At 71.7% G+C, this 22,217-nt stretch carries 18 protein-coding genes and 1 pseudogene; 8 read left to right on the top strand and 11 right to left on the bottom strand.

The genetic code is table 11. The annotated features are described in order from the left end of the window. Positions 1–23 precede the first annotated feature (23 nt). The gene (locus tag AH6_RS17315) at positions 24–428 is read left to right on the top strand and encodes a limonene-1,2-epoxide hydrolase family protein (protein WP_067480903.1); all 405 of its coding nucleotides are present in this window, start codon (positions 24–26) and stop codon (positions 426–428) included. Positions 429–549: 121 nt separating this feature from the next. Here the strand turns inward: AH6_RS17315 and AH6_RS17310 are convergent, their stop codons facing one another. From AH6_RS17310 to AH6_RS17295, 4 genes are read right to left on the bottom strand one after another with little or no spacing between them, the layout of a single operon-like run. Further along, entirely contained in the window at positions 550–1,797 is a 1,248-nt protein-coding gene (locus AH6_RS17310; RefSeq protein WP_083983013.1) for a TIGR02679 family protein, read from the bottom strand. Next, the gene (locus tag AH6_RS17305; protein ID WP_444978623.1) at positions 1,794–6,014 is read right to left on the bottom strand and encodes a TIGR02680 family protein; all 4,221 of its coding nucleotides are present in this window, start codon (positions 6,012–6,014) and stop codon (positions 1,794–1,796) included. The genes AH6_RS17310 and AH6_RS17305 overlap by 4 nt, the downstream gene beginning before the upstream one ends. After that, a complete protein-coding gene (locus tag AH6_RS17300) occupies positions 5,960–7,072 on the bottom strand; it encodes a TIGR02678 family protein (protein ID WP_067480899.1) in 1,113 nt (370 codons plus the stop codon). Before AH6_RS17300 ends, AH6_RS17305 begins: the two co-directional genes overlap by 55 nt. Beyond that, a complete protein-coding gene (locus AH6_RS17295; protein ID WP_067480896.1) occupies positions 7,069–8,658 on the bottom strand; it encodes a TIGR02677 family protein in 1,590 nt (529 codons plus the stop codon). Before AH6_RS17295 ends, AH6_RS17300 begins: the two co-directional genes overlap by 4 nt. Before the next feature lie 121 nt (positions 8,659–8,779). Here AH6_RS17295 and AH6_RS17290 point away from each other — a divergent pair, with 121 nt between their 5' ends. Both AH6_RS17290 and AH6_RS17285 read left to right on the top strand, forming a co-directional pair. Beyond that, on the top strand, positions 8,780–9,319 hold the full coding sequence (locus tag AH6_RS17290; protein ID WP_067480893.1) for a plasmid pRiA4b ORF-3 family protein: 540 nt from the start codon (positions 8,780–8,782) through the stop codon (positions 9,317–9,319). 409 nt (positions 9,320–9,728) lie between these two features. Next, a complete protein-coding gene (locus AH6_RS17285) occupies positions 9,729–10,997 on the top strand; it encodes a DUF6221 family protein (RefSeq protein ID WP_067480890.1) in 1,269 nt (422 codons plus the stop codon). 446 nt (positions 10,998–11,443) lie between these two features. On the opposite strand, the gene AH6_RS42530 is transcribed toward AH6_RS17285, so the two are convergent. Beyond that, positions 11,444–11,632 (bottom strand): DUF397 domain-containing protein, encoded by a 189-nt coding sequence (locus tag AH6_RS42530; RefSeq protein ID WP_083983007.1) that lies wholly within the window; start codon positions 11,630–11,632, stop codon positions 11,444–11,446. Continuing rightward, the gene (locus AH6_RS17280; protein WP_067480887.1) at positions 11,629–12,510 is read right to left on the bottom strand and encodes a helix-turn-helix domain-containing protein; all 882 of its coding nucleotides are present in this window, start codon (positions 12,508–12,510) and stop codon (positions 11,629–11,631) included. Before AH6_RS17280 ends, AH6_RS42530 begins: the two co-directional genes overlap by 4 nt. A 357-nt stretch (positions 12,511–12,867) precedes the next feature. Here AH6_RS17280 and AH6_RS17275 point away from each other — a divergent pair, with 357 nt between their 5' ends. From AH6_RS17275 to AH6_RS47100, 3 genes and pseudogenes are all read left to right on the top strand, one after another. Further along, positions 12,868–13,296 (top strand): ATP-binding protein, encoded by a 429-nt coding sequence (locus AH6_RS17275; protein ID WP_083983005.1) that lies wholly within the window; start codon positions 12,868–12,870, stop codon positions 13,294–13,296. Then, positions 13,293–13,859, top strand: coding sequence for an SUKH-4 family immunity protein (locus AH6_RS17270; protein ID WP_067480884.1), 567 nt, complete (start codon positions 13,293–13,295; stop codon positions 13,857–13,859). Before AH6_RS17275 ends, AH6_RS17270 begins: the two co-directional genes overlap by 4 nt. Positions 13,860–14,111: 252 nt before the next feature. Further along, positions 14,112–14,450 (top strand): annotated as a pseudogene (locus AH6_RS47100) (hypothetical protein); the annotation flags it as partial. Here the strand turns inward: AH6_RS47100 and AH6_RS17265 are convergent. From AH6_RS17265 to AH6_RS17255, 3 genes are all read right to left on the bottom strand, one after another. Beyond that, entirely contained in the window at positions 14,371–16,230 is a 1,860-nt protein-coding gene (locus tag AH6_RS17265; RefSeq protein WP_067480882.1) for a DUF2075 domain-containing protein, read from the bottom strand. The pseudogene AH6_RS47100 and the gene AH6_RS17265 sit on opposite strands and share 80 nt — an antisense overlap. A gap of 124 nt (positions 16,231–16,354) precedes the next feature. Continuing rightward, entirely contained in the window at positions 16,355–16,726 is a 372-nt protein-coding gene (locus tag AH6_RS17260; protein WP_083983003.1) for a nucleotide pyrophosphohydrolase, read from the bottom strand. A gap of 15 nt (positions 16,727–16,741) precedes the next feature. Next, entirely contained in the window at positions 16,742–18,004 is a 1,263-nt protein-coding gene (locus AH6_RS17255) for an SNIPE associated domain-containing protein (protein ID WP_067480876.1), read from the bottom strand. A gap of 779 nt (positions 18,005–18,783) precedes the next feature. On the opposite strand from AH6_RS17255, the gene AH6_RS17250 reads away from it, so the two are divergent. Beyond that, positions 18,784–19,887 carry an ADP-ribosylglycohydrolase family protein gene (locus AH6_RS17250; protein WP_067480873.1) on the top strand — a complete coding sequence of 368 codons (1,104 nt, stop codon included), beginning with the start codon at positions 18,784–18,786 and terminating at the stop codon, positions 19,885–19,887. A 2-nt stretch (positions 19,888–19,889) separates the two neighbouring features. On the opposite strand, the gene AH6_RS17245 is transcribed toward AH6_RS17250, so the two are convergent. After that, complete coding sequence (locus AH6_RS17245) at positions 19,890–20,165, bottom strand: hypothetical protein (protein ID WP_083983001.1); 276 nt, start codon at positions 20,163–20,165, stop codon at positions 19,890–19,892. 307 nt (positions 20,166–20,472) lie between these two features. On the opposite strand from AH6_RS17245, the gene AH6_RS17240 reads away from it, so the two are divergent. Continuing rightward, positions 20,473–21,252 (top strand): SGNH/GDSL hydrolase family protein, encoded by a 780-nt coding sequence (locus AH6_RS17240; RefSeq protein ID WP_067480870.1) that lies wholly within the window; start codon positions 20,473–20,475, stop codon positions 21,250–21,252. Here AH6_RS17240 and AH6_RS17235 read toward each other — a convergent pair whose 3' ends face one another. Continuing rightward, complete coding sequence (locus tag AH6_RS17235; protein ID WP_067480867.1) at positions 21,253–22,125, bottom strand: phosphorothioated DNA-binding restriction endonuclease; 873 nt, start codon at positions 22,123–22,125, stop codon at positions 21,253–21,255. Between the last annotated feature and the right edge of the window lie 92 nt (positions 22,126–22,217).

Raw genomic sequence — 22,217 nt, 5'->3', positions numbered from 1 at the left:
GTGATCCCGGGCAAGGAGGATCCATGACCGAGATCCAGACCGTGACCGACTTCCTGAAGGCGCTGGAGGCACTGGACGTCGACCGCGCCCTCACCTACGCGGCCCCGGAGATCGTCTACCAGAACGTGCCGCTGCCCCCGGCCCGCGGCCTGCCCGCCGTGGAGAAGACCCTGCGCGCGATGGCCCGCTACGGCACGGGCTTCGAGGCGCGCATCCACAACATCGCCGCCAACGGCCCCACCGTCCTGACCGAACGGACCGACGTCCTGCACGCCGGCCCCTGGAAGGCGAAGTTCTGGGTCTGCGGCACCTTCGAGGTCCACGACGGCAAGATCACGCTCTGGCGCGACTACTTCGACTGGGCCACCCTCCTGACGGCGGGCGCCGTGGGAGCGGCCGAGGCGGTGCTCACCCGACTGAGGCGCTGACCTGGAACAAAACGAGATGCTGTACCGTTCAACTTAACGACACGCGCTCACGCGCGCTGTCACGGCGCGGGGACCTCCGGGGGGAAGGCTCCCCGCGCCACCCTCTTTTTTCCGGCCGGGTTCAGCGCAGATCCTCCACCAGCAGCTCCAGGGCCGACTCCTCCTGCACCGCCACGTTCAGGGCCTGCATCGCCGCCGTCAGCTCCGGGTCCCACGCCGCCGCGACCGCGTTCCCCACCAGCGGCAGCAGCGGCGTCCCCCTCCGCCGCGCCGCGGCCACGTGCTCCTCGTAGTCGGCGGCCCCCATCCGCCAGGGCCGCGCACCGTACCGGCCGATCATCCGCCCGGCGATGGCGACACCCGGCCAATCGAAATCGCCCCGGTAGGCGAACCGCGCCCCAGCCGCTCCGAGGGCGTCCAGCAGCACCAGCGCCGTGCTCCCCGGGTTGCCCGCCACGCACACCAACGGCCGCGTGCATCCCGCGTCGGCGGCGGCCTCCACGACACGAGGGTTCTCGCAGACGTGGACCTCGGTGCCCGCAGACAGCCACCAGCTCATCCGGCGTAGATCCCGTGCCGTCAGATGGGTTTCGGCCCCTTCACGGGACCGTTCCCGCAGCCACCGAGCGGCCCAGTGGTCCCCGAGAGGCGCCAGCCCGTAGGTGAGCACCGTCCCTGACACCTGGTCGGTGTCGACCCCGGCCGTCTCCCACAACTCCCGCCGGGCCACCGCGTCCCGGGGGACCTCCCGATCATGCCGGAGAGCCAGGGCGCGCAGCACGAGCCGGGACAGCAGGGTGTCGTCGTCGAGCCCGTGCGCGGTGCCGGTCACCCGCTCGGCCAGCTCGCCCCGACCGGTACGGGCCTCCGGCGCCCCCAGCAGCGCCACCACCCGCACCGCCTGGACGATCAGCGTCTCGGCGCGTCCGGCCTCCAGCCGGGCCAGGGCCCCGCCCCGCCGGACTTCCGTCAGCCACTGCCGCGGCCAGTCGGCGTCTCCCAGCCCGTGCTCGCCAAGCGCGTCCTCGGCCACAGCCCATATCCGCGCCGAGGCGGCCCGGCGGGCGTCCCTGCGCTCAGGCCGGTTCGTCAGCGGTCCCCGCAGCGCGGCGACCACCTCCACCAGCCCGCGCTCGGCCGCCCCAGTCCGCAACCGCTCGTCCAGCTCGGCCAGCGGCACCGACACGGCGTCGCCGGTGCACGGCCGCCCCAGCAGCAGCCCGAGCGCCTCCCGCTCGGCCGGGCCGACGTCCTCCAGCCGCAGCCGCCCCCGCACCTGGAGCCCGTTGCGCTCCAGCCGGTCGCGCAGCCCGTCCCAGAGCCGCGCCAGCGCGGGCTGGTCGAGCCAATCGCGCGTCTGCCCCCTCACACGCTCGCCAGATGGTGTCTGCGGTTGCCGTCCCAGTGGACGTGCGTCGTCGCCACGCCCCGCACCCGCGGATCGCGCAGGCACTCGTAGATGTGCAGGCTCGGCACCGTGGCGAAACAGCCCCACAACCGTTCGCTGGTGATGACGAAGTCCAGGTCCAGCTCCACCAGCAGCCCCAGCAGCCGACCGTGGGTGGGCTCGTCCACCTTGGCGAACGCGTCGTCCAGCAGGATCAGCCGGGGAGCGTGCGGCGTGGCCCCGGCCAGCGACGAGAAATGCGCCGCCGCCGTCGCGAACAGCACCAGGTAGGACACCACCCGCTGCTCGCCCTGGCTGAGCGCGGTGCGGTGGCTGAGCACCCGTTCCCGCTCCGGGTGGGCCGCGTCGGTCACCTTCACCGTGAAGGTGAACCAGGACCGGTAGTCCAGTGCGGCGCGCAGGTGCAGCGCGTACCCGGCCGACGGATCGGTCAGCCGCGCCTCCTCGATCCGCTGCCGCAACGCGTCCCGCAGCCGCGCCGACTGCTCGCGCGTGCGCAACGCCGACGGGTGCCGCAGCAGTCCGGCGGCCATCCTCACCTCCGCGCCGGCGTCGGCCGCCAGCTCCCATTTCAGCCGCGCCCCGATCCCGTGCGAGGAGCGGACGTCGGCGAGCGTCCGGTTCATCGCCTCCACCAGGCCGTGGGCGGCCAGCACCTGCCGCGACAGGTGGTCGCCCAGCTCGCCCAGCAGGTACCGCTCGAACACCTCCTGCTCGCGGGCCGACAACCGCCGCCGCGCCTCCTGCGCGGCCGCCCGGATGCGCTCTCCGACGACCGCGACGTCGTGGGTGCCGGTGTCGTCGTGCAGCCGGAACCGCTTGATCCCGTCGTTCTCCTCCATCCCGGCGTCGTAGCCTCCGGCCAAGCCGTCGCGCAGCTCCTCGCCGCGCCGCAGGATGACCGAGTCGCTCACGTCGTCCGCCCGTGGCCCCAGCCGTTCGGCGACGGCGTCGGCCAGCGTCCGCAGCGCGTTGACGCGGGTCCGCACGTCGCCCTCCTGGGCGGCGTCGAAGTCGCGCAGCACCGGGTCGATGTCGCCCAGCTCGGCCGCCTGCGCCAGCCCCGGCATCCCCAGCGGCCGCCGCAGCCGTGCGCTGCCGCCGACCACGGTCTGCTCATGTTCGGTCAGCTTCGCCGCGGCCTGTTCGCGCTCCACTCCGGCGCGGACCCGTTGCTCCCGCGCGGCGTCGTGCGCTGTCCGCAAGCGGGGGAGCGCGGCGGCGGCCTGCTCGAAGCGGTGCCGGGCGTCCTGCTCGCGGCGGACGATCTGCTGTTCGTCGGCCCCGATGGTCTCCTCCAGCAGCGCCAGCTCGCGACGCGCGGCGACCAGCGCTGCCAGAGTGGACCCGTACTGGATCTCGGCTCCGCTCCGGGAGTCGCAGGCCTCCTTCCAGGCGGCACGGGTCCGTGCGTGGCCCGCGACGCGGCCCCGTACCCGTTCGGCCTCCTTGACCAGCACGCCGATCGCCGACCGCAGCGATTCCACCGCGCTCTGGAGCGTCCGCAGGGCCTCGGGATCGGCGGGCAGCCCCTCGGCGGTCGCCCGCGCCTCGGCGCGGGTGCGCAGCCGCACCGCCTCCGCCCGCGCGCCCTCGGCTTCGCGGCGGGCCTTGCCCAGTGCGACCGACAGCCGCCCGGTCTCGGCGACCGCCTGGTCGTAGGCGGCCCACGCGTTGGTCAGCTCACGTGTGGAGGGCGGTTCGCGCAGGGCGAGCCGCAACGCGTCCCGCCGTTCCTCGATGCGCAGCCGGGTCTCGTGCGCCGCCGCCAGGGCCGCCGTCAGTTCCTCGATCTGCTGCGACAGCTCGGCCAGCCTGCGTTCCCGCGTCGCCGCGCGCACTCCCGCGCCGACGAACTCGGCACGCTCCTTGCCGTGCGCGCCGCGCGCCACGCCCAGTCGCCAGCGCCCGTCCGGCGCGACCCAGCAGGCCGCGTCAGCACCGTTGCCCAGCCCGATCGACACCAGCAGCCCGGCGATCGTCTCGCGGCCCACCCCGTGTCCGGGGACGGGCAGCAGCACCTCGGCCAGACTCGGCCCGGCCACCGGAGCGCCCGCGCGCAGCAACACCTCGCGGGTGTGCTCGGCCAGCACCGTCCCGTCGGCGGCGACCCATGCGCTGAGCAGCCCGGCGGCCTCCAAGGCCGCCTCCAGCCCGGCGCGCTCGGCGTCGCCCACCGTCGCGGCGAAGTCCAGCAGCAGGAACAGCGGCGCGCCGGTGCCGGGCGCGTGCGCGGCCGTGGCATACGGGGAACGTGGCGGCTCGGGGTCGGTCTTCCGCTCCCAATCGCTCCGCTCGGCTTTGGCGGCGGTCAGGTCCTCGCCCACGCGGCGCTCCACGGCCAGGGCGTCGTCGCGTTCGTTCTCGCACGTGGCCAGCACCGGTTCGGCGGCCTCGTGGGCGGCGCGCTCGACCGCATCGGGCGTCTCACGCGGCAGCGCCCGCTCGGTGACCGGCCCCTCACCGGCCCCCGGCGCGACCAGCGCCGCCAGCGGCGCGGCCTCGGGCAGCCGCCGCGCCCACTCCCGCACCCGTGCGGCGTAGTCGTCACCGGTGCGCACGAGATGGTCGCCCCGCCGCCGCTCGCGGTCACGGGCCTCGCCGAGCTGGCCGTCGAGCCGGTCGGCGTCCTGCCCCAGCAGCCTCGCGCGGCCCTCGGCGTCGGCGACCTTGGCGAGTTCGCCCGCCAGGACGGCGGCGGCGCGCTGCCGCCCCTTGACCGCCTGCCCGGCCTCGCCCAGCCGCGCGCCCCAGGCGGCCAGCTCCTCGGCGGCCCGCCCGTCCAGCGCGGACGCGCCGGGACGCTCGACGCGGTGGTCCCGCTCGTCGGCGTCGGTGAGCGTCTCGACGGCCGGAGCCGCCAGCGCCGCGGCCCGGGCGGCGGGCGCCTCGCCCAGCAGCGCCTCGTCCACACCGCAGGACCGGGCGTCGCGCCGCGCCGCGCGCAGCGTGCCGCGCAGGCCCGTCAGCTCCCCGCCGATCTGCTCGGACTCGCCGGTCAGCCGCTCGGCGGCCGCCTGCTCCCCGCGCCGCGCCAGGTCGGCCGCGCCCCACGCGTTGTGCGCCGAGTCCCGCAACGCCCGCACCGTCGTGCGCTTCTCCCGCAGGTCCTTCAACGCCCCGTACGCGGCGCTCTCCTGGATCGCGCGCAGATCGGCGTCGGCGGCGTCGCGGGCCTGGTCCACCGTCTCCAGCGCCTCGGCGGTCTCCTCCTCCCGAGTCCTGGCCTCGCCGAACAGGCGCTCGGTGTTCCCGGCCTCGCGCCGCCGCGTCCGCAGCTCGCCCAGCCCGTCGTGCACCTGCTGGACCCGACCGCGCAGCACCCCGCGCAGGTAGCCCCGGTAGGCGGTCAGGAACGTGGTGAGCGCGGTGTCGGTCCGCTCCAGCCGCGCCAGCTCCGCCCGCACCGTGTCGAGGTCGTCCAGGTTGCGGGCGACGTTGTCGATCACCTCGTCGTCCAGCGGCGGCAGCGCGTCGCCCAGCACCTTGACCAGCCCGCCCGACTCGATGCGGTCGCCGATCGTGGGCCGCCGCAGCCCGTACAGCAGGTGCACCAGGTTGCGGTAGCGGGCCAGGTCGGTCAGCCCGAACAGCTCCCGCGCCACCCGCGCCCGGTAGTCGGCGGCCCGGTCGAAGCAGTTGTCGGCCCCCACCAGGTCCCGCAACTGCGCGGGCGACGGCCGCCGCGCCGGGTCGTGCAGCGGCAGCTCGCCGTCGCCGTCGCCGACCGCGCGGCGCGTGACGAAGAACAGCGGTCGCGCGTCGCCGGTGGACGTCGACGCCCGCACCGCCGCGCCGACCGTGACCCGCTCCGCACGGCCCTCCTCGTCGGTGCGGGCGAACTCCACCCACAGATAGCCGAGCCGGTTGGTGCCGCCGGACCATCCGTCCAGCATCAGCCACTTCAACGTGGTCTTGCCGCCCCCGGCCGCGTCCAGCTTGCGGGTGTCGCCGTCCAGCAGGAACGGCAGCAACATCTCCAGCGCCTTGGACTTGCCCGCGCCGTTCTTGCCGCGCAGCAGCAACCGGCCGTCGCCGAACAGGAACACCTCGTCGTACTGCCAGACCTGGTGGATCCCGGCGCGCGACAACCGGAACCGGTGCGGGGCACGCGACAGCGGCCTCACCTGTCCCTCACCTCCGGCGCGTACCGGGCCGCCGCGGGCGACAACCGCCATCCGTCCTCCCCGTGCTCGGCCAGCGACATCCGTTCCAGCAACTCCAGCACCGCGTGCCGCAGCGTCTCGGGCGACTCGACGTACTGCGCGGCCCAGGCCCGCCGGTGCCGCTCCACCAGCTCCGCCAACACCAGATCGACGACCTCCACCGTGACCCACGCGTCGCGCCACCGCCGCGCGAGCTCTCCCACCAGCAGCAACGCCGCCCATGCGACCGTGCCGGTGCCGGGGAACTCCAGGTCGCTCAGCTCACCCTGCGGATCGACCAGCGCCACGCCCTCGGCCCGGATCTCGGCGTCCAGCCCGAGGAACTCCTCGAAGATCCGCTGCTCCCGCCGCTGGTTGCGGCGCAGCCAGTCGCGTTCCCGCTCGTCCAGCCCGGCGACGTACACCACCGGCGTCTCCACCAGCCGCCGCCGCACCGTGTGCCGGGGCCCGGCGTGCTCGGAGGCGGCGGCCAGGTCGATCAGCTCGCCGGGCGACGACGCCCGCCCGATCGGGCCGCTCACCAGCCGCCGCGCGATCTCCCGGTCCACCGTCAGCAGCACCTCGGCCGCGCCGTCCCCGGCGTAGGCCTCCACCGACCCCTCGTCCTCGGCCAGCACCCGCCACGCCATGAGCCGCCTGAGCGCCGCCACCAGCGCCCGCCTCTCGACGGCCCGGTTCGGCTCGCCCAGATCGACCCGCGCCTCGGCCGCCGCCGCCCGGACCCGCGTCACGACCTCCGACAACAACAACTGCTCGGGCGCGGTCACCAGCACCGCCAGCGCCAGCGCCAGATACGCGTAGGTCCGGGGCGTGAACGGCGTGCCCGAAGCCCGCTCCAGCCGCCGCCCGCCGCCGTGCCCGAGCCCGGCCTTGAGCAGCCGCGCGAACCCCGGCTCCACGACCAGCCGGTAGCCCAGCACCTGCTCGAACTGCTTGGCCAGCTCGTCGGCGTGCCGCCGCACCAGGGGGAACTCCTCCGGATGCGACGTCGCCGTCACCAGCGGGCAGCGCAGCAGCAGCCGCGCCGCCGCGCGCCGCTCGGCGGCCAGATCGGCGGCCAGGTCGCTCACGCGGGCTCCTCGCTCGCCCGCGCCGGTTCCCCGGCCGCCCCACCGACCCGCACCGCCATACGGTCCAGCTCCAGATCACCCTCCGCGCCCCGCACCACCGAACCGCCCCCTGCCGTCCGCACCAGCTCCAGCCGCACGTCCAGATCGAAGTCCACGGCGTCGGCCGTCGCGAATCCCGGACCGGCCCCCGCCAGCGCCCGCGCCAGCAGGTCCAGCAGCAGCCGCATCGCCGCCTCCGACAGGCGGACCCCCGCCAGGTCCGGCCCGGCGGCCCGCAGCTCGGCCGCCGCCGCCCGCTGCCGCCGCGTCTGCTCCTCGGCCTCCCGCCGCAGCCGGTCACGTTGTGCGGTGTAGTCCTCCGGCCCCGAGGTGCGCCCGCGCGACGCCCGCGATCCGCGGTCGCGCAGCGCGACCGGCACGGTGATCGGCTCGTCCTCCCACCAGCTCACCGTCGCCGGGACGTCCCGGTCGGCGTCGCCCGCCAGCCCCAGATGCCGCGCCCCGTACAGCCCGAACGCCGCCACGAACAGGTCGTGCGCCGCCTGGTCGTCGGCCTGGTCGAACCAGCCCGCCAGCCGCAGCAGGTCCCGGTGCCGCGACAACCCGCCCGCCGACGCGCGGATCATGCGCTTGGCGTTGGCCAGCAGCGCCTGCAACGCCCGGAGCGTGGCGTCCCGGAGCTGGTCGACCTGGCTGCCCTCGCCGCCCTCGTCGAAGAACCAGGCCCGCAGCCCCGCCCAGTCGTCCAGCGCCCGCCCCCGGCTGCGCCGCACCCGCACCTCCGCCGGCGCGAGCCCCGGATCGGCGGCGTCGATCCGCGCCAGCAACCCGGGCAGCGCCGGCCACAGCCGGTCCAGCGCGTCCCGGATCTGCGGCGCGAAGTGCGTGACGTCGTCGGTGATCGTCTCGGTGTAGTCCAGCAGCAGTTCCTTGAAGCCGGTGAACTCCGCGCCGTCCAGGTCGTACCGGAAGATGACCTGCCCGAGATAGGCGTAGAAGTCGCGCACCGAGTCGGCGAACTCCCCGAACTGCGCGAACAGCGTCGAGACCCGCTCCAGCCCCTCCCGCGCCTCGACGCCGCCGGGCGCGCCCTCGGCCGCCGCCAGCTCGCCCAGCCCCCGCGCGACCAGCGCCAGCAGCTCCCGGCTGACCTCCCGCGCGGCGTCCGCGCTGGCCAGGACCTCGTCGGCCTGCCGCTGCACCCGCTCACCGAGCGCCGACAGCTGGTACCGCGACCGCACCCGGTGGTACTCGCGGATGCTGCCCGCCTTCACGGGCCGCGAACTGAGCACCAGGTTGCCCCACTGGGCGAGCTGCGCCAGCCGCGTCGCCACCGTCTCCACGGAGGCGCCGCCGCCGAGCCGCCCGGCCACGTCGTGCGCGGACAGATCGGCCAGCAACGTCGAGGTGAACACGCGCATGACGGCCAGGTAACCGGCCCGCTCCGGCACGGTCAGATACGTGTAGGCGGCCAGCCGCTCCAGCTCCGCGTCACCGCCCGCAAGAGCGCCCAGGCCGTCCTCAACGGCGACGGACTCCTCCCGGACGCTCCCACCGGCTCCCGACGTCCGTCCCTCTCTGTCCACGATTAACCACCGTACGCCGCCTTGCGGGTAAAAACGCCGAGCCTCCGTCACCCTCTGCCATATCCTGCCGCCGGACCGGCTCCATCCCTGCACAACCCCCGTCCGGAAAGGCCCGAGCACCATGCAGAGCAGCAGAGCGCACCGGCTGACCATCACCTTGCTGGACGTCGAACCACCGGTCCAGCGGACGATCGAGGTGCCCGGTCCGACCACTCTCGGCGAGCTGCACACCATCGTCCAGGCCGCCATGGGCTGGGAGAACGCGCACCTGCACGCGTTCGAGACGGACGGCCACCGCTACGGAACCCCTGGCCTGGAACTCGGCTTCGCCGACGAGAACCACATCACCGTCGCCGAGGCGTTGCCGCGCAAGGATTCCCGGCTGATCTACGAGTACGACTTCGGCGACGGCTGGCGACACGAGATCAAAACCGAGGAGATCCGCGGCACCACCCCGGACACCGAACTCCCACGCGTCATCGCCGGGACCGGAGCCTGCCCGCCCGAAGACTGCGGCGGCCCCTGGGGCTACGCCGACCTTCTCGAAGTCCTCTCCGACCCGACCCATCCCGATCACGCCGACAGGCTGGAGTGGACGGGCGGCCCCATCGACCCGAAGGCGTTCGACCTGACCGAAACCGCCGCCCGCCTGCGCGACTGAACAGAGGACGCCGCCGTCACAGTCCTGCCCGTCGGGCCGCCGACATCCCGGGGGCAGGACCCCGACCGGCACGTCACGCGACTCCCCGCCTTCACCGGCCGTCCGATGACCTGTGCACCGCCTACCAACGTGGTCCCAGGCTCTGACCACCGGTTCTACGATGGAACACCCCGGCCAAGGAGCAAAGGAGCAGCAGTGGAGACCGGCAGGCAGGAGGCTGCGCCTTTCGCCCCGGCGCGCGGATCAAGGCCCGCAACGCCGAATGGACGGTACGTACCTGCACGCCCGCCAACCCCGACGGCTACATGACCCGCGCGGTAGGCGTGTCGGAGTTTGTCCGCGAGGAGGACGTGGTGTTCCGCACCGCCATCGCCGTCGTCACCCCACGACACGTGCCGGAGGGGAAGACATGAGCGGCTGGGATCGACCGCCGCCCCCCACGGGGGAGACCCGGATCGGTGTCTTCTACGACGGCGGCTGGTTCCACCACCTGTCCAGCTACTTCGCCAACCACTCGACGTGGCGCTCGGGGCTCGCGCTCCAGGGCGTGCACGACATGCTGCGCTGGTATCTGGCGCAGAAGACCGGCCGCCCGCTCGACGGCATCGTCATCACCCAGAAGCACTTCGTGCGGGGACGGCGCGGAGACGCGCCCAACCCGTTCGACGCCGTCCTGGACAACGAGGGCGTCATGCGGCACGACGTGACGGTGAACGCCGCGCAGGAGAAGGGCGCCGACGTCCACCTGGCGCTGGAGACCTTCCAGCAGGCGGTGACCGCGCCACTGGACGTGGTCGCGCTCATCACCGGCGACGCCGACTTCGTGCCGCTTGTGGAGCGGCTGCACCGCTTCGAGGTGAAGGTGCTGCTGCCCACCATCGACGTGACCTTCTTCGACGCCAACGGCAAACGCTGGGACCTGGCCTGCTCCAGTGCCCTGGCCGCCGCCGCCGACCACACTCCCACCTGGACCGAGCTGATCGGTGATGCATTGCGCCCCGGCTACGTACTGGCCTACCCCCTCATGAGCGCCGCCCCGTCCGGCGACCCTGGTGACGGCGTCGGCCAGGACGGCTACCGGCGCGGCACCGTCAACCGGTGGGACCCCGGGCAGGAATACGGCTTCGTGCAGGACGACCTGAAACGCAGCTGGTTCGTCTCCCGGGGCCAGCTCGTCGGCGGCCGCACCGAACTGGAGAAGGGGCAGCGGGTCGCGTTCCTGGGCGAGTTCGTCAGGCCCGAGGGCAAGAGCCACCCGCCCGCGCTGGGCGTGCGCCCCATCGAACCCGGCACGGAAGACGGCCCGGTGCGCGAGAAGGACCCGGTGGAATTCCTCTACGAGCGTCTGGCGGAGGAAGAAAGCCTCGCTCGGGCCGCCCAGTCCGGCGAGGACTTCGCCGCCGGCGTTCACCGTCTGGTGCCGGACGCCGACGCCGGACTCATGGCGTTCCTGGGCCGCCAGGATCCGGCACGAGTCCTGGCGGACATCGCCGCCCGGACCGAGATCATCCGGCTGCACACCTCGGGTGAGGGCGAGGCGCTGGACAGCGGCCGTACCACCGTCGGCATCGGCCGCTGCCCGATCTGCGACGAGGCCGACCACCCCTGCACGACCGTCCGGCTGCTCGCCAGCGTCTACGAGAACCACCCCGATTACCGGCAGGAATGGGGAGCATGATCTACAACGCCGGAAGGAGGCTTCGGCAGCCGGTTCGCGCACCGCGTCGCCGCCTCGTTCAAGGTCGAGCACGAGGGAGCGCTCGTCCCCTTCTCCCGGTTCGTCCAGGCCCGCAAGCGGCAGCTCGCCAAGACCGACCCTGAGTTGATCATCCTGTCCGCGCTCGGGTGCTGGTGGTCGCCACCCTCTCGGCCGCAGCGGCATCGGCCTGTCCTCGGCGACCGTCCGGGAGGAGGATCTGCTCGCAGGGGCCACGCCCGAGCAGGCCGAGCGGGAGATCGTCGCGCTGCTGCCGGGCCTGCTCGAAGAACGCCGGAGGCCGGGTCGCCGACGCCCTGCTGTTCCCCGACACGCAGATCGGCCGCCAGATCCGCAGCCTGCGGTGATATGACGACGCGTCCGGTCCACCCGCTCTAGATCGGCGGGTGGACCGGACGCGTTTGTTGCTATCGGGCGCGGAGTTCGGCGAGAACGGACGCCCACTGCGAGCGGGTGAGTTCCAGCGGTGATGCGGATAGGTCGGCCTTGGAGTCCCGAACACCGATCGTGCCGTCTGCCGCCTGCCCCACTTCGACGCAGTTGCTATCGGGAGCGCTGTGTCGTGACTTGCGCCAGCTTGTGTAGTGCTTGGTCATGTCTCCGATCCTGTCTGCTCGGAGAGCCGGGCGGCTAGCTCGCTGAGAAAGGAGAGACTGTTGGCGGGAGACAGGGCGGCCTTGCGGAGCCGGTCGTACATCGTGACGTAGCGGCCTAGGTCTTTGCGCTGGTCGAGTACGAGGTCAGTGGTGACGGTATCAACCACAGCCAAGGGCGGGTCGCTGCGCTCAGGGAAGGTGTAGAGAGAAAAAGACGACCTTGGCAGGAGACCGCCAGGGATGGGCACGTCGCTGGGCAATACCTGAACGATGATCCGCTCGTCGCCGGAAACCACCGTGATCAGATGACGGAGTTGAGTCGCTTTAGCCTCGGACGTCACGGCGAGGCGGTGGATCATGCTCTCGTCCAGTACTGCCTCATACTTGGGGCCGTTCGGCTGGAGCAAGTGCTCCTGTCTGCGTGCACGCGCCTCTGCCATCCGTTCTGGCCGGTAGCTGAGCGGCCCTTCGCAGGTGTCGAGTTCCACGAGTGCCTGTGTGAACTCCGGGGTTTGTAGCGCGGCGGGCATCGCGGTCTGGCTGTACTCGCGGATCGTGTCCGCAGCCGACTCCAAGTCGGCGTACAGCTTCTGCCTCGGCCCCATTGTGTCGCCGAAGGAGTCCCACCAGCCGCGCTCGGCGGCGTCCCGGGCCAGCCGGATGAGCTGGTTGCGCTGGCGGCCGGTGATCTCCAGGACATCGAGGATGTCCATGAGATGGGCGAGATCAGGGCGGCACTGTCCGGTCTCCAATCGGGTGATCTGCGCGCGTGACCGGTAGACACGGCGGGCGAGCTCGTCGGCGGTCATGTCGCGGTCCTCGCGGACCTTGCGAATGGCCGCGGCCAGTCGCCGGCGGCGGACGAAAGGACTGGGCATGTCCGGTCTCCCTTGATCGGACCTTGCTACGGAACGTGCTGGCCCTCCAACTTTCGGCAACGGCCTGAGATCGGCAATCGGTTGGCCGCTTGCGGTCGCTTCCGATTTGAATCCGCAGGTCATCGCGGCGGTCGTGAAATTTGAACGTTCGCGGCGCGGACGTTCGCCACCCGAACGTCCGCATACCGAACGTGCACGACGCGGCCGTTCGTGGGACGTCCGCTCTAATCGCCCGCCACCCGTCCGGGAACGGCCGATATCCGTGCACGCGTCGCGACGCCTTGTGACGATGAGCCGCAGAGGGGCGACGAAAGCGCATGTCACGACGTCCCATCGGCTTCCCCCCGGAGGTGTCCGATGTTCCTAGAGATGTTCCCTGCTGCCGCGCAGACGGCGCCGTTGCGCTGGCGGCGCAGTTTTCCCGGCGAGGCTGCGCAGGCGGCGGCCGTGCGACGGTTCGTCACGTTGCTGCTCGACGAGCACGTCGTCCTGGACGATGTGCTGCTGTCGGTGGACGAGCTGGTGGTCAACGCCCTGCGACACACCCGCTCCGGTCGGCCCGGTGGGGTCTTCGCCGTCGAGATCGGTCGTACGGAAGGGACGGTGACCATCGCCGTCCAGGACCAGGGCGGTTCCTCCGATCCGGCCGTGACCGACGCCGGCGAGCACGCCGAGTGCGGGCGCGGCCTGCGCATGGTCTCCGCCCTCGCCGTGGGCTGGGGTTGGTTCGGCAACGAGCACGCCCGTACCGTCGCCGCCGTCTTCACCGACAAGGACGCCTCGTGAACCAGCGCGGCATGACCCCGGCGGCGCTGCATCGGCAGACCACCGACCGTGTCCAGTCCGCGATGGCCATCGCGATGCGCGCCGACAACGCCCGGATCGCCGACGTCCTCCTCGCCGGCAACGGACTCGCTCCTCAGGACGCAGCCTTCGTCCGCGAAGCGCGCGGATTGACGCTGGCGTTCGCAGCGGCGCTCCTGACCGTGCTGCGCGTCCACCGTCCCGGCCATGATCCGTACGGTGTGCCCCTGTGCCTGGGATGCGGCAGGCCCCAGTGCCGCACGGTGGCCGCCGTCGCCGAACTCCTCACCGCCTACCGGGTGCGCTTCGCTCCTGTCGATCGCGCCGAAGCATGGCGGCGCGCGGACCGGTGGTTCGCCGAGCAGTGCGGTTCCCCACGGCCTCTCACGGTGGAGGAGTTCGGCACGGGCTTCGCTGTGCGCGCCGTTGCCTTCGAGGGCGTGCTCGTGGTCGATCGCGACACGGGGGCACTCTCCCGCTGGCCGAACCTGCCGACCCCGGACCTGGCCGAACAGCACCAGCGCTATCAGCGTGGCCATTTGTAGGCGTATGTACTGAGATGGCAAACAAACGCATCCCGGCTGGGCTTGGGGAGGCGAGGAATAGGTCATTGAAGACCGCCTTCGACGCTGGTGCGCGACCCGTCTTCCGGGCGGGCGGTCCCGGCCAGGGCGACGTCAGCGCCCTACCTCTGACCTCGACGGAGGACGTCCGCCTGGCCGCCCACCTGACGGCACCATCCGGAACAGGCGCGATCGGCTTCTACGGCTGGCCGGACCCCTTGGGCAAGGCCCTCGGGGCCCACTCAGAAAGCCGCCACCTTGGGAGCCTCGATCCTGGGCATTTTCGGCGGTACGGACGAGCACGTCACCCCCGAAACGACGGCACGCTTCGACGAGCCCTTGAACATGGCCGACGTGCCCCAAGAGTTCACGACCTACCCCGGCGCCCCGCGCACAGCTTCTTCGACGCGACCTACGAGTCCCACGGAGAAGCCTGCGAAGACACCTGGACCGGGGGCTTGGCCTTCATGGCCGGAACCACCTGACACTCGCCTCACGGAAGCAGTGTGCGCAGGAACCGCTGCGTCTCCTCGTCCACGGAGTAGATCATCGTGCCGACCATGCCCCGGGTGAGCAGCACCTTGTAGGTGTTGCGGATCAGCTCGTCGGCCCGGGCGTCGGTGACCGACCGGGGGCGCAGGGCCGGGTCCTTGCTCTGCGAGCGGTCGGTGACCATCCGCCCGTCGCGGTAGACCAGGTCGGGGCCGAGCACCACGCCGTTCCAGTCGTACTCGAAGCCCTGCGCGGTGTAGACGCAGCCGACCTGGCCGAAGCCGCCCTCCCGGGTAGCCCACAGCTCGCTCGGCGGGGCGTCGCCGACCGACCGGTCGCCCTTGACGTTCCAGGGGCGCGCCCACTCGCCGATCACCACGTCCGCCACCAGGGTGTGGTCCGGCGTCGGGTCGCTCCACCGCCAGCAGTACCCGGCGGTCATCCGGGCGGAGCAGCCGTCGTCCAGCTTGGCCCGCAGCGCGGCCTCCAGGTCGAAGGGTGAGTCCGCCTGCGCCACCTCGAAGTGGTCGTCGCCCGTCCACGGCAGGGGGCCGCCGTCCTCCAGCCCCAGCAGGCGCAGCACCCACTGCTCGTACTTGCGGCTGCCCCCGCTGCGGAACTGCTCGTCCAGCGACACGTGGTGCACCGTCAGGTTCTTCGCCTCGGCGTGCCAGCGGATCTCCTCCAGCGTGCCCATCTCACCCGGCCGGACGACCTGGTGCTCGTCCAGCAGGAACACCGGCACCCGGGCGGCGTCGATCAGCTCGTCGACCTGGGGCAGGCCGCTGCGCTTGGTGGCCGGGGTGAACCGGTTATGGGAGAACTCGCGGATGCGGTGGGCCTCGTCGCAGATCAGCACGTCGAGGTCGTTGCGGGTGGCGGTCATGAAGCTGTTGAAGTACTTGAACAGTTCCTTGGTGCGCGGCGAACCCTTGGCCACGTACTTGCGCATCGTCTGGGTGAACGACTTGGACCCGGTCGCGTGCAGGACGCCGTACCCCTTCCGCGACAGCTCGCCGAGCAGCGACAGCGCGATGACGCTCTTGCCGCTGCCGGGACCGCCGGTGATGACGACGACGGACTTGAAGTCCTCCTTGCGGGCCCGGTCCACGGCGTGCAGGACCATCTCGTACGCCAGCCGCTGGTCGTCGAGCAGCGTGAACTGCTCCCGCTCCCTGATCTCCTTGGCCGCGACCTTGAGGAGCTGCTTGGAGGGCCGGTACCCGCTTCCCAGCAGCCGGTCAGCGGCGTGGGCCCCGGACTCGGGGGCGAAGCGGTCCCGCAGGTAGTCGAGGAACGCGCCACGGGTGGTCTGGGTGAACAGCCTGGTCCGGTCGTCCTGCACCGCGTCGTACAGGTCGCTGACATCCCCGCGGGCGGCGTTGTGCAGGTAGGCGACGGCGTGCACGGAGTCGGCGCGCCCGTCCAGCACCCTGACGAAGTCGAGCAGGTAGTCGCTGTAGCCCCGGGCCTGCAACGACGGGTGCAGTTTGGGCCTGCCGGGCATGTTCTGCACCAGGACCTTGCGCGGATCGTCCTCCCAGACGTCGGCGTGGCTCCACTGCTTGAGCTCGACGACCACGTACGCGTCGTCCCCGGTCCGGCGGTCGACCCCCGCCAGTACGACGTCGGCGCGCTTGCTGGTGAGCGGGAGCTGGTACTCGATCAGCATCTCGACCCCGCCGAGCCCCGCGTCGATCAGGTCCCGCGCCACGATGGGCAGGCTGCGGTCCCATGCGCGCCGTTCCGAGGCGGAGACCTTCACCCCGGCGGCCATGCGCATGTGTTCGTCGAGCACCTCGCTCAGCCTCTGCTCGGCCAGTGACGACAACGACTCGGCAGTACGACGGAAGACCGTCACGGAACCTACCCCCAGGCAGCACGAAGACCTCGTGCGGTATGGGGGCATGTCCTGGAGCCACCGCTGAGCGGATGACCGGAAGCCCGTCGGGCCGCAACTTTCTAGGGGAGAAGGCTACCGACGATCACTGACGTTTCGGGGCGGGACGGTGAGGAGCCTTGCGGGAGGAGCCTCGGTATTTCTCGGCGTCGTAGCGGTGGTCGTTTTCGTCGATCTTGGTGTGGGTGGCTTCCAGGAGGTCGACGCCGAGCACGTCGGCCAGGCGGACCAGGTAGGTGAACACGTCCGCCAGTTCGCCCCGTATCCGGGTGGCGGCGGCGGGGTCGTCCATGACCGCCGCCGCCTCCTCCGGCGTGAGCCACTGCAACTCGGCCAGCAGTTCACCCACCTCGCCCGAAAGTGCCATTGCCAGGTTCTTCGGTGTGTGGAACTGCTCCCAGTCCCGGGCTCGGGCGAAGTCCCGCAGCCGTAGTGCCAGCCGTTCCATCTCTTGCATCCCGCCAGGTTAGGGTCAGGAGGCTTCGGCGTTGTTGCGGCTGGCGCGCCATTCGATGGCTTCGGGGATCTCGCTGTAGCGCAGCAGGTGGTTGCCGCTGATCCGTTGGAGCGCGTCCCGCACCTCGGCGGGGGTCGCGTAGAAGAACTCGCGGCGCAGGTTCACCTGGTTCACGCGTTGGGCCGCGAACTCCTGGTGCAGGCGGTTCTCCAGCGACACCGCGTCCTCGCTGAAGATCAGGGCGTGCACGTCGAAGCGGAACGGGACCGAGGCGTCGCCCAGTTCGCGCACGCGGTCCATCGGCTCCAGGCGGCGGGTCAGGCCGATCTTCACCATGCGCTCGCCGAAGGCGCCGATGTTGGAGATCACGTACACGTATCCGGCCCGGGTGTTGGCCTCGCGTCCCTCCACGTCGTGGATGGCCGACTCGACGTCGGCGAGCTTGGTGCGCAGTTCGGCGGCGCCCTGCTCGTCGCCGTTGGCCTCCAGGCGGGCGAGCACGGACGCCATGTGCGACTGTTCTTTGAGGAGGCGCGCCTTCTCGCGCTCGAACTCCTTGCGGGCTTTCTCTTCTTCGCGTTGCCGTTCGCGTTGTTCGCGGATGCGTTCCTTCTCCTCCTCGGCCTTGGCCAGGTGGTCGGCGGTGAGGCGGAGTTCCCTGATGCGCAGGTCGCGGTAGCGCGGGCTCACGCGGATGTCCATGGTCTTGCCGAGGCGCTCGATCGTTTGGGCGCTCTTGTCGAGCCGGTCGATCGACGACTGGAGCTTGTAGGGGCGCATCGTGCGGACCAGGTTGTCGGCCTCGGCGTTGTAGGCGCGCAACATCAGCTTGGAGAAGTCGCGCACCATCTTGTTGCCCTGGGACGCCGAGCCGTTCACCGTCCAGTTCGTCGCGCCGACGACGGCCTGGCCGTCGCGGGTCATGGCCTTGATCCGGTCCTTCAGCTTGGCCAGTTCCGCCTTGTAGGCGACGACGTCGGCGAGCGGGTGCTGGTACTCGTAGATCCCGGCCTCCTGGAGGAGCGCCAGGTCCTGCGTCTCGACGATGCCGTTGCGCACCCGGTCCAGTTCGGCGCGCTCGTCGGCGATCTGCGTGTGTAGGTCCGCCACCTCGGCGCGGAGCCGGTCGGTCTCGGCGGCGAGCCGGACGGGTTCCAGGGCGCCCAGGCGGGTCAGTTCGGCGAGCAGGCGGGCGTTCTCGGCTTCGAGTTCCTCGATGCGCTGCTTCTTGCCGCCGAACACCGGCCGCCGCTCGGGCTGCGCCGGATGCGCGGGCATCGCCGGACGCGCGGGCGGCGGTGGGGCGGGAGCGGCTGGAGGTGTTGCGGGGAGCCAGAACTGCCAGCCGTTGGGCGGTGGTGGCCAGGACGGGTCGGGCTGCCAGCCGGGCGGCGGGGTCCAGCCGGGAGGGGGCGTGGGCCAGGTGGGTGGCGGGTTGTAGTGCCAGCCGGGCGGCGCGGGTGAGGGCCCGGGGTGAGGCGGGGCGGCGGGCGGCGGGCGGCGGGGGCTTGATCATTGATCGGATGGTCTGGAGGACGTTGTTCGCGTCCTGGCCCGGCACATCGCCGAAGTCGGACTCCTCGCCGGTGGTGTTACGCGTGACCAGGAAGAAGCGCTGCTGGTAGGAGGGACGGGTCTCGGCCGACACGACGTCGGAGAGCGCCGTCTGCTGGCGGAAGCCCTCCTTGGCCAGCTCCGACCCGGCGAACCCCACGATCCGACGGTCGGTGACCGCCACATGGGTGAGGGTGGGCAGCGCCTTCACCGTCGTCACCAGCGCCCGCACCTGCTCGCCCGAGGCGAGGAAGAGCCGCAGCACCCGCAGGAGCCGGTCGGTGTCTCCGGGTTCCAGTTCGGCACCCAGATACGGCTGTGTCGGGAACGTCATCGGTCCTCACTCGCCTCGTCGTGAACGGCGGACCACGCGTCGTCGCGGGTTCTTCCGGTCCGCTACTCAAAGTAACGATAAGTGACGTATATGAGGTGGTGTGGGGGCTTGTGTGGCCGGATGTTGCCAGCGGGGGAAGGTGGTGGTTGTGCCGGTAGGTTCGGAAGGGATGAGCATGCAGCGGTCGTGGATGGAGCGGGCGGAGTATCGGGCGCGGGTGCGAGGGTGTCTGCTCGGTGGGGCGCTCGGCGACGCGCTGGGGTATCCCGTCGAGTTCTCTTCGCTCGGGCAGATCCGGGCGCAGTACGGCGAGCGTGGGGTTGTCGGCTTTCCGAGCGCGCCCGCGCGCGTTACTGACGACACTCAGATGACCCTCTTCACCGTTGAGGGGCTGATTCGGGCACGGGTGCGTGGCGGCAGTAAGGGCGTCTGCGATCCCGTCGGGGTCGTGCGTCTTGCTTATCTGCGCTGGCTCGATACCCAGTCGCACAGCGAGCCGCCTCCCTCGGACGGCCACGTCCGTTCGGGGTGGTTGCGCAAGGTTCCCTGGCTCTATGCGCAGCGGGCTCCTGGTAACGCCTGCCTGTCCGGGCTCGCTTCTGACGTGCATCCGGGGTCCGGTGAAGTCGTCAAGGGGGAGGCGGGGCCCGTCAACCCCGGGTCCAAGGGGTGCGGGACGGTCATGCGCTCGGCTCCGTTCGGGCTCGGGCTGGACGCGCGGAGCGCCTTTGAAGTGGCGGCCGACTGTGCGCGCATCACCCATGGGCATCCGACCGGCTATTTCGCCGCCGGGGCTTTTGCCTCCATTGTTGCTTATCTGGTGGCGCGTGAATCGCTGGAGGGAGCGGTTCTCCGGACGCTCGAACTTCTCCGGGGTTATCGCGCCCATGAGGAGACCGCCGTGGCTTTGCGAAAGGCTCTTGATCTGGCCGCGCAGGGCGCTCCCTCTCCGGAAAAGCTGGAGACGTTGGGGGAGGGCTGGGTGGCTGAGGAAGCGCTTGCGATGGGCGTCTACTGTGCGCTCGTTGAGCCGGGGGAGGCGCGCAAGGCACTGTTGTTGTCGGTCAACCATTCGGGTGACAGCGACTCCACCGGATCGATCTGCGGGAATCTGATCGGCGCGCGGGATGGTGACGTCAGGCTGCCAGGGGACTGGGTCGCGGACGTGGAGGGGCGCGGGACGATCTCGGCGCTGGCCGACGACTTCGCCGTGCAGTTCGGCGACGGGACGCCGGAAGGCGGCACCTGGTTCCGGCGGTATCCGGGCGTCTGAGCTCAGGTCGCGCTGACGCAGGTCGCGCAGCGTCGTTCCGAGGTCAGGTCCGTGTTCCCGCCGTTCGCCCGGACCGGGTGGGACGGGCCGATCCGGTTCCACAGGCCCGGTTCGGGGTCGCTGATCCAGCCCCACAACGTCGCCTGCTCGGCCGTGCGCGGGTAGTGGTCGCAGCCGCCCGGGACGTGCACCATCCGGCTCGGGGAGATCAGCAGGACGTCGTCCGGCAGGTCGGCGAACGGGTGGCCGGGGCCGTAGACGCGGGGCGGAGTCGGCACGGGGGTCCTCCGGGAAGATCAGCGGGGTTCGAGGCGTGATCGTAGGGGGTCGCCTGAGGCTGATGGTTCTCCTGAGATGTCCGATTGAGGCCGGGAGAATGGGGTTGACCGAAACCTGGAGGCAGAGTCAGGGGTGTTGTGGAAGCGGCTGCGCGGCGACGTTGCCGTGGCCTTCGGGTGATGAACGACTCGCGTTAGGGCGGGTTAGGAAAAAGAAAGAACAAGGACGCCGGGTATTGTCGGGACGCGCTTTCGGCTCTGGGATATAACCGGTTCGGTTCCCTTCCGTCCGGAGCTCGGAGTACAGATGCGCGCGTTGCTGGTCGGCGTCCTCGTCGGCGGTTCGATGGTCGTGACCGGTGCCGCGCGGGCGGACGGCGTCGAGTACGCCGCGCTCGGCGACTCCTACTCCTCCGGCGCCGGAGCCGGTTCCTACGAGGCGGGCACCTGCCGCCGCAGCGCCAACGCCTATCCCCGGCTGTGGTCCCAGGCGCACGGCGGCACCCTGGCGTTCGTCGCCTGCGCGGGCGCCACGACGCAGAGCGTGCGCGACGGTCAGCTCGGCGCGCTGCGGGCCAGCACGACCCTCGTCAGCATCACCGTGGGCGGCAACGACGCCGGTTTCGCCCGCGTCATGGAGACCTGCGTGCTCCGCTCCACCGACGCCTGCAGCGCCGCCGTCGCCCAATCGCGCATCATCATGCGCGACACGCTCCCCGCACGCCTCGACGCCGTCTACGGCGCGATCCGCACGAAGGCCCCCTCCGCCCGCGTCGTCGTGCTCGGCTACCCGCGCCTCTACACGCACACCCCCGTCTGCGTCGGGCTCAACGCCACCAAGCGCGCCACGCTCAACAAGGCCGCCGACGACCTGAACGACGTGATCGAAGACGCCGCCGAGCGGTCCAGGTTCACCTTCTCCGACGTGCGCGACGAGTTCGCCGGGCACGAGCTGTGCTCCGGGCAGGGCTGGATCGCCTCGGTCACCGTGCCGCTCGCCGACTCCTACCACCCGACGGCCCGGGGGCACCGGCTCGGCTACCTGCCCGCGTTCGCCTCGACGGTCGACAGGGCCGGGGTGCTCTGATCAGGCCGCCGGACGCCGGAACACCTGCCGCGTGTGCCAGTCGATGTGCGTCTCCTCGACCGCGCGCCCACCGGACCGCGGCTCGGCGACCGGCCGTCCCGACAGCTCGTGCACGAACGTCGCGGTGGCGGCCCCCGCGCCGCTGAACCCGCCGGAGACCGCGATCGTGCGCTCTCCGGTCAGGCCGAGCACGCCCCGGTCCAGCAGGCGGTGGTGCAGCGCGCACAGGCACAGGCCGTTGCCCAGGTCGTCCGGGCCGCCGTGGGCGTGCCAGCGCAGGTGCGCCGAGTCGACGCCGACCGACGCGCCGCCCAGCCAGCCGTTGTAGCCGCAGAACGCGCACCGGTGGTCGTAGGCGTCCAGCACCCGCGCCCGGAACTCCGGATCGCGGGGACGCAGCGTGCGCACGACCGTCACCCGGCCCATGTCCAGGCCCGTCTCCTCCAGGATGTCGGCGTGCATCGAGGACGGGAAGTTGGCGTCCAGCACCGCCTGCACGATCTGCGGCAGCAACTGGGGGTCGCCGCCTAGCGCCTCGGCGAAGTCGGGATGCAGCCGTCCCCGCACGCCCGGCGCGCGCAGGTCGCGCAGGCTCGTGCCGGGACTGCCTTCGCCCTCGGGCGTCTCGACGACCCAGATCCGGTCGTCTGAGGTCAGGTGGTGGAACGGGTACGCCGGGCTCGTCTTGCGCGGCGGCCCGAACTCGCGCAGCAGGACCCCGAGCCCGCGCTCGACCTCCGAGAACGGCAGCGGCGCGGCCCCCTGCCGCTGGAAGCGCCCCAGCGCGTGCAGGATGAGCAACGGCTTATGCGGCGCACGTTCGCCCGCGCGCGTGTACTGGTTGACGCCGACAACACGCTGCACCCAATCCATAGCCCTGAGGCTAGGACCCACCAACCTCAACCGTCACGCGAGTGCCTGACTGGCCGGTGGAACAAAGCCGAAGGCAAGCTCCACCGGCCAGA

Origin of the sequence: Actinomadura hibisca NBRC 15177 (assembly GCF_001552635.1) — a bacterium.
Lineage (GTDB): Bacteria > Actinomycetota > Actinomycetes > Streptosporangiales > Streptosporangiaceae > Spirillospora > Spirillospora hibisca.
This window is presented reverse-complemented; position numbering and strand designations above follow the sequence as displayed.